Raw genomic sequence first — 6,670 nt, forward strand, 5'->3', positions numbered from 1 at the left:
GAAGTCACTTTATGTCACAGCAAGTACAGCTTACTGCAACGGTTCAAGAATCACAGCTTGGTCAAAGATTAGATCAGGCATTAGCCGAATTGTTCCCCGATTATTCGCGTTCTCGTATAAAAGAATGGATTCTGGAAGAACGCGTGTCGGTCAACGGCCAAATTATCTCCAAGCCGAAAGAGAAAGTGCTTGGCGGCGAGTGTATCTTAGTCGATGCCCTGATAGAAGAGGAAACGCGTTGGGAGCCTCAGGACATCGCGTTAGACATCGTCTATGAGGACGATGATATTATCGTTATCAACAAGCCGCGCGATCTGGTTGTTCATCCGGGCGCAGGCAATCCTGACGGTACGGTGCTTAACGCGCTTTTGCACCATTACCCGGCCATTGCCGACGTGCCGAGAGCGGGCATTGTGCACCGTTTGGATAAAGATACGACCGGCCTGATGGTGGTGGCGAAGAACGTTCCTGCCCAAACCCGGCTGGTAGAGGCGCTTCAGGCGCGAGAGATTACCCGTGAATATGAGGCGGTGGCGATCGGTATTATGACCGGTGGCGGAATGGTAGACGCCGCGATCGCGCGTCATCCTACCAAGCGCACCCACATGTCGGTTTATCCGATGGGAAAACCGGCGGTGACGCACTATCGCATCATGGAACGTTTTCGCGCGCATACTCGCCTGCGCCTGCGTCTGGAAACGGGCAGAACGCACCAAATTCGCGTACATATGGCGCACATCACCCATCCGCTGGTGGGCGATCCGCTGTATGGTGGCCGTCCCCGTCCGCCAAAGGGCGCTTCCGAAGCCTTTATCCAGCAGTTGCGCGATTTCGACAGACAGGCGCTTCATGCGACTATGCTGCGTTTGCACCATCCCATCAGCGGCGAGCTGATGGAGTGGCACGCTCCGCTGCCGGACGATATGGTGGCATTGGTCGCCGCGCTGCGTGAAGACACTGAATTATTTAAAGATCAACTGGACTGGACATGATCCCACTAATTCTTCCCGAATGGCAGGCGCCGACGAACGTTAAGGCGCTGGCGACAACGCGTGCAGGCGGCGTTAGTCCGCCGCCCTATGAATCGCTAAACCTGGGCGACCACGTTGGCGACTCGTCGCGAAACGTGGATGAGAATCGTCGACGCCTCAGCGCCCAGCTGGGGCCGCGGCTGGAAATAGGGTGGCTCTCTCAGGTACACGGTACCGACGTTCTGCCTATGGAGTCATACCGCGCCGTTGATAACTGCGCCGATGCGTCCTATAGCCGCTCGCCGGGGAAAGCGTGCGCAGTAATGACGGCGGACTGCCTTCCCGTACTGTTCTGTTCCGCCTACGGTAACGAAGTGGCCGCAGCTCACGCGGGATGGCGTGGGCTTCAAAGCGGCGTGCTTGAGCGCACGCTTGAGCATTTTGATGCGTTACCCGCCGACGTGATGGTTTGGCTGGGGCCAGCGATAGGGCCTGAGCGCTTTGAGGTTGGCGCAGAAGTGCGTGAGGCTTTCATGCGGGTTGACCCACAGGCTTCTCTGGCATTTCAGCCCAGCGGAGATAAATATCTGGCCGATATCTACCTTCTTGCCCGCCAGCGCCTGATCGCTGCCGGCGTGCAAAAAATTTACGGCGGTAACTACTGCACCGTAGGCCAGCCTGAACTCTTTTTTTCCTATCGACGCGAAAAGACCACCGGCAGAATGGTGAGCCTCATTTGGTTTGAGTAAACCGAACGTCGCTAGCTACGTTAGGCTGACTTCTGCCTAACGTATTGATACTAATAATTCTTCAATTCTGTGATTGACGTTGATAAATTTATATTGACTTTAGTCTTGAAAACCACTCTATCAGCCTCATCTATACGACATAGCAACATTGCTAACCCTATTTTTCTCTGGAGGTGTTATGCGTCTAGATCGTTTAACCAGCAAGTTTCAGCTCGCCTTGGCCGATGCGCAGTCATTGGCGCTGGGGCGGGACAATCAGTTTATTGAACCCATTCACTTAATGAGCGCGCTGCTGGCTCAGGAAGGGGGCAGCGTTCGCCCGCTGCTAACGGCGGCCGGCGTTGATGTTTCTCGTCTGCGAAATGACTTGAACGACGCGCTCAGCCGCACCGTTCAGGTTGAGGGCGCGGGCGGCGACGTTCAGCCGTCGAATGAGCTTATCCGCATGCTGAACCTGTGCGACAAGCTGGCGCAAAAGCGCAGCGATAAGTTCATTTCTTCGGAATTGTTTATTCTTGCCGCGCTGGAAGAGCGCGGGCAGCTTGCTGACCTGCTGAAAAAAGCGGGGGCGGTGGAAAATAGAATAAGTCAGGCGATTGACCAAATGAGAGGTGGTGAAAACGTGGATGATGCCAGTGCGGAAGACCAGCGCCAGGCGCTGAAAAAGTACACTATCGACATGACCGAGCGGGCTGAACAGGGCAAGCTTGACCCGGTTATCGGCCGTGATGAAGAGATCCGTCGGACTATTCAAGTGCTGCAGCGCCGCACCAAAAACAACCCGGTGCTTATCGGCGAACCTGGCGTGGGTAAAACCGCCATCGTTGAGGGCTTGGCCCAGCGGATTGTTAACGGCGAAGTGCCCGAAGGATTGAAGAATAAGCGCGTGCTGGCGCTGGACATGGGCGCGCTGATTGCCGGCGCGAAGTATCGCGGTGAGTTTGAAGAGCGTCTGAAAGGCGTTTTGAACGATCTCGCCAAGCAGGAGGGGAGCGTCATCCTGTTTATCGATGAGCTGCACACCATGGTCGGCGCGGGTAAGGGCGATGGCGCGATGGACGCCGGCAATATGCTGAAGCCTGCGTTGGCTCGCGGCGAGCTTCACTGCGTCGGAGCGACGACGCTGGATGAATACCGTCAATACATCGAGAAAGACGCGGCGTTGGAACGGCGTTTCCAGAAAGTCTACGTGGCGGAGCCGACGGTGGAAGACACCATCGCCATCCTACGAGGGCTGAAAGAGCGCTATGAGCTGCACCATCACGTACAGATAACCGACCCGGCAATCGTGGCGGCTGCGACCCTGTCTCATCGCTATATCTCTGACCGGCAGCTGCCCGATAAGGCTATCGATCTTATTGACGAAGCGGCATCCAGCATCCGTATGCAGATGGACTCCAAGCCTGAACCTCTGGACAGGCTTGACAGACGCATTATTCAGCTGAAGCTTGAGCAGCAGGCACTGATGAAAGAGTCCGATGATGCCAGTAAAAAACGTCTTGATATGCTAAACGAGGAGTTGGAACAGAAAGAGCGTGAATACTCCGAGCTGGAAGAGGAATGGAAAGCGGAGAAAGCCTCCGTATCCGGTACGCAGAGCATCAAGGCCGAGTTGGAGCAGGCTAAAACGACGTTGGATCAGGCGCGCCGCGTAGGCGATCTGGCCCGGATGTCTGAGCTGCAGTACGGCAAAATTCCCGAGCTGGAAAAGCAGCTGGCGATGGCGGAAAGTTCCGAAGGCAAGACCATGAGGCTGCTGCGCAATAAGGTTACCGATGCGGAAATCGCCGAAGTGCTGGCCAAGGCGACCGGCATTCCCGTCGACCGCATGCTGGAAGGCGAACGCGACAAACTGTTGCGTATGGAGCAGCAGCTGCATGCCCGCGTTATTGGCCAGAATGAGGCGGTAGAGGCGGTGTCTAATGCGATCCGCCGCAGCCGCGCAGGCCTGTCGGATCCGAATCGTCCGATCGGCTCATTCCTGTTCCTTGGTCCGACCGGGGTAGGTAAAACCGAGCTGGCGAAAGCGCTCGCCAACTTTATGTTCGACAGCGATGACGCGATGGTGCGCATCGATATGTCGGAGTTTATGGAGAAACACAGCGTTTCCCGCCTGGTTGGCGCGCCTCCGGGCTATGTCGGCTATGAAGAGGGCGGCTATTTGACGGAAGCCGTTCGTCGGCGCCCGTACTCTGTCATCCTGTTGGACGAAGTGGAAAAGGCGCATCCGGACGTGTTCAACATTCTGCTTCAGGTGCTGGACGATGGCCGCCTAACGGACGGGCAGGGGCGTACGGTGGACTTTCGCAACACGGTTGTCATCATGACCTCTAACCTCGGTTCCGACATGATCCAGGAGCGCTTTGGTAAATTGGATTACGGCGAGATGAAAGAGCTGGTGATGAGCGTCGTCGGCCACCACTTCAGGCCAGAGTTCATCAACCGTATTGATGAAACCGTTGTGTTCCACCCGCTGGGTGAATCGATGATTAAGTCAATTGCCCGTATTCAGCTTGAGCGCCTGTATAAGCGCCTGGAAGAGCGCGGCTACATGGTAAGCATCTCTGAGGCAGGTTTAGATCTGCTGGCGAAAGAGGGGTACGATCCTGTTTACGGCGCACGCCCGTTAAAACGCGCTATTCAGCAGGAAATCGAAAACCCGCTGGCGCAGCAAATTCTGTCTGGAACGCTGTTGCCGGGTGAGCCGATTAAGCTGGACGTAGACGGCGAGCGCATTGTCGCGAAACAATAACTGCACATAGTAGGTACAAAGGGGCGAGCGGTTTATACACCGTCGCCCCTTTTCTATGTCGGGAGTTAGGGCTATCTTTTCAACATCTCCCAGCTTAGTCCGAAGCGGGAGAGGTATTTTCTCAGTCTGTCCGCATCGTTGGGGTTCTTCTTCTGGCTGCGGGATACGGCGAACAGCTTGCGCCCGGCGTCAGAAAGGCTGGCGCTTATTCGACACACCTCCAGCACCGCCTTCAACTGATGATAGTCAAAGAGATCGATGGGGGCGTTAACGTCAGGCAGTGCTGCGCTTTCTTCCCGTTGCGCTAGGCCCCAGCCGTAGCGCAGCCGCTCGATTTCCTGCGTGACGATCTCGTCCGTTATGCGTCCGGATTCAGCCAGCGTCGCCATCCGAGTGACGCTAGCGCTGAGCTCCCTGAAGTTCCCCGACCACGAGGCTTCGCTTGACGTGGCGAAAGAGAGATACCGACGGCGAGATTCGGCGTTGAAATAGGCGCGTTCTCCCTGTTCTTTTGCAAAGCGAGCCAGCTCGTAGTCGAGGTTTGGTTCGAGATCTTCTGGACGGTCAGCTAAGCCCGGCAGTTGATAGGTCCAAAGGTTTATTCGGGCGTAGAGGTCTTCGCGAAAGCGGCCTTTGCTGACCTGCTTACGCAGGTCCCGATGGGTTCCGGCAATTAGCTGAAAGTCGCTATGGACCTCTTTATCGCTGCCGAAGGGAAAGAAGGTTTTCTCTTCAATGGCCTTAAGCAGCATGGCCTGTTCATCGAGGCCCAGTTCGCCTATTTCGTCTAAAAACAGCATGCCGCCGTTGGCGGAACGCAGCAGCCCAGGGCGATCCGACTGTGCGCCGGTAAACGCGCCCTTTACGTGGCCGAAAAGCGTCGACATCGCGCTGTCGCCGCGCAGGGTGGCGCAGTTGACCTCAACAAAACGGCCGCTTAGACGATGCCTTTCCTGCTTAAGCTCATAAATTCGGCGGGCCAGAAATGATTTCCCCGCACCCGTGGGGCCAATCATTAAGATGGGTGCCGTTGAGCGGATCGCAACGCGCTCGATTTCGTCAATCAGACGGTTAAAGGTCGCGTTGCGTGTTGCAATTCCTGCTTTGAGATAGGAGACCGAGTTAGCGCTTAGCTGTTTAAATCGAGTCGAGATGCGGTCATAGCGGCTAAGGTCAAGGTCGATGATGGAATAACTGCCGGCCGGGTTTGCGTGTTCACCTTCTTCCTTCGTGCTTTTCCTCTCTGGCATGGTTTGAATAAGCTTGGCGGGGAAATAACGCGCTTCGGTTAGCAAAAACCAGCAGATCTGAACAACGTGCGTACCGGTGGTGATGTGAATCAGATACTCTTCATTTTCCGTATCGAAAGGGTAACGCTCGGCGAAATCGAGCAGGGCGGTATACACCTCTTCAATATCCCATGGGTTACGTAGCGCAATTTCATGCAGGCGTATTTCCATATGTGGCGAGGCCAAAAGAATGTCCTGCATGGTTCTTTCCGCCATGATCTTATCTCTGGGCTGGTAGATAAGCTCCAGCCTGTCGATCGGAAAATCTGGCTGCTGGCACATGCCGACCGTTGGCCGCCATTTGTTCCAGCGATTTTCACGCTTACCGCGTTTGTCTAATACGGTTCCCAATACGCCAATGGCGACACGCTTCATGATTTATCTCGAAATATAAAAATTATCCAAAATAATAAAATAATTTTGACCGTATGGCGATACTGTCGTTTGTCAGGGCGTAAGATTTATATTAAAAACAATTAAAACATATAGTTATGATTTTTGAATCAGTTAAGGAAAATTGGCACGGTTCTGGCTATTACCAAAACTAAAACGGTCTGAATAAATAAGGAAGAAACAATGCTAATAGAAGAAAAAGGAATATTTGCTGAAAATGAGCATCCGGTGTCCGACGCCATGAGGCGAAGGATAGAGCGAGAGCTGGATGCAATAGAGCGGGCCTTCGACGTAAAAATACTTTATGCATGTGAATCGGGCAGCCGGGGATGGGGATTCGCCTCAACCGACAGCGACTATGACGTTCGTTTTATCTATGTACATAAAACCGAATGGTACTTAAAGGTTGAGCCCGGTCGCGATGTGATAGAACGCCCTTTAGATGATGAGCTAGACATAAGCGGTTGGGAACTGCGTAAAGCGCTGGGGCTGTTAAAGCGATCTAACCCGACGTTG

5 protein-coding genes (1 of these 5 cut by a window edge) are annotated in these 6,670 nt (G+C 54.4%); 4 read left to right on the forward strand and 1 reads right to left on the reverse strand.

The window, feature by feature from the left end:
• The first annotated feature begins 11 nt into the window (after positions 1-11).
• The 3 genes from rluD (at position 12) to clpB (ending at position 4,472) form a co-directional block, all read left to right on the forward strand.
• Positions 12-992, forward strand: a complete 981-nt coding sequence (gene rluD / locus V8L73_RS05610) for a 23S rRNA pseudouridine(1911/1915/1917) synthase RluD (protein ID WP_347254326.1) — start codon at positions 12-14, stop codon at positions 990-992.
• Complete coding sequence (pgeF, locus tag V8L73_RS05615) at positions 989-1,720, forward strand: peptidoglycan editing factor PgeF (RefSeq protein WP_347254327.1); 732 nt, start codon at positions 989-991, stop codon at positions 1,718-1,720. Before rluD ends, pgeF begins: the two co-directional genes overlap by 4 nt.
• Before the next feature lie 178 nt (positions 1,721-1,898).
• Positions 1,899-4,472, forward strand: coding sequence for an ATP-dependent chaperone ClpB (gene clpB / locus V8L73_RS05620; protein ID WP_347254328.1), 2,574 nt, complete (start codon positions 1,899-1,901; stop codon positions 4,470-4,472).
• A 71-nt stretch (positions 4,473-4,543) separates the two neighbouring features.
• Here the strand turns inward: clpB and rtcR are convergent, their stop codons facing one another.
• Positions 4,544-6,136 carry an RNA repair transcriptional activator RtcR gene (gene rtcR, locus V8L73_RS05625; protein ID WP_027273905.1) on the reverse strand — a complete coding sequence of 531 codons (1,593 nt, stop codon included), beginning with the start codon at positions 6,134-6,136 and terminating at the stop codon, positions 4,544-4,546.
• A 201-nt stretch (positions 6,137-6,337) separates the two neighbouring features.
• Between rtcR and V8L73_RS05630 the strand changes: the two genes are divergently transcribed.
• A protein-coding gene (locus V8L73_RS05630) for a nucleotidyltransferase domain-containing protein (RefSeq protein WP_347254329.1) crosses the window boundary here: on the forward strand, positions 6,338-6,670 show its 5' end (the start). The gene runs 492 nt beyond the window's last position; 333 of the gene's 825 nt are visible here — the first part of the coding sequence; its start codon is at positions 6,338-6,340; the stop codon falls past the right edge of the window.

The sequence above is a fragment of the Leminorella grimontii genome, assembly GCF_039789245.1.
Taxonomy (GTDB): Bacteria; Pseudomonadota; Gammaproteobacteria; order Enterobacterales; family Enterobacteriaceae; genus Leminorella; species Leminorella grimontii.

Excerpts from the sequence above, each read along its gene's own strand:
- rluD (WP_347254326.1), top strand. The coding sequence starts at position 12 with ATGTCACAGCAAGTACAGCTTACTGCAACGGTTCAAGAATCACAGCTT.
- pgeF (WP_347254327.1), top strand. The coding sequence starts at position 989 with ATGATCCCACTAATTCTTCCCGAATGGCAGGCGCCGACGAACGTTAAG.
- clpB (WP_347254328.1), top strand. The coding sequence starts at position 1,899 with ATGCGTCTAGATCGTTTAACCAGCAAGTTTCAGCTCGCCTTGGCCGAT.
- rtcR (WP_027273905.1), bottom strand. The coding sequence starts at position 6,136 with ATGAAGCGTGTCGCCATTGGCGTATTGGGAACCGTATTAGACAAACGC.